1 protein-coding gene is annotated in these 620 nt (G+C 54.7%); it reads left to right on the top strand.

All coding sequences use genetic code 11. The features are described 5' to 3' along the window. The coding region (locus D1841_RS20050) for a carbohydrate ABC transporter permease (protein WP_166554380.1) at positions 1-620 on the top strand (620 nt) is incomplete at both ends.

Raw genomic sequence — 620 nt, 5'->3', positions numbered from 1 at the left:
GAGCAGTATCAGCAGCTTTTGCTGGAAAGCCCGGGGTATCTGCGGATGTTCTGGAACTCGGTTTTGCTGGTGCTGCCAGTGCTCTTGGGCCAGTGTGTGCTGGCTCCCCTGGCTGCATATGGGCTGGAAAATATACAATGGAAATACAAAGAAGCTATTTTCTTTATGTATATCATTGTCATGCTCATGCCCACCCAGATTCTGCTGGTGCCAAACTTCATTGTGGCAGGGTGGCTGAACATCCGGGAGTCTTACTTGGCCATACTTTTACCCGCGCTGTTCCATCCGCTGGGGGTGTTCCTCATTCGCCAGCAGCTCAAGAACTTCCCCAAGGAGTGCATGGAGGCCGCGGCCCTGGACGGGGCGGGGGCCTGGCGCACGTATTGGTATGTGGTGCGGCCCAACCTCAGCTCAGTGGTGGCGGCGCTGGTGGTGCTGCTGTTTGCGGATAACTGGAACATTGTGGATCAGGCGGTAGTTTTCATTAAGAATATCTATGACAACCCGCTGTCTGTGTATCTGGGCAACGTGGTGACAGGGGATCCGGGCATGTTCTTCGCGGTGTCGGTGTTCTATCTGATTCCGGCGCTGCTGGTGTTCCTTTTGGGGCAGGATTATCT

Source organism: Neglectibacter sp. X4 (assembly GCF_009917365.1).
In the GTDB taxonomy this organism is placed as follows: Bacteria; Bacillota; Clostridia; order Oscillospirales; family Acutalibacteraceae; genus Acutalibacter.
The sequence above is the reverse complement of the archived record's forward strand: the minus strand, read 5'-3'. Positions and strand labels throughout refer to the sequence as shown.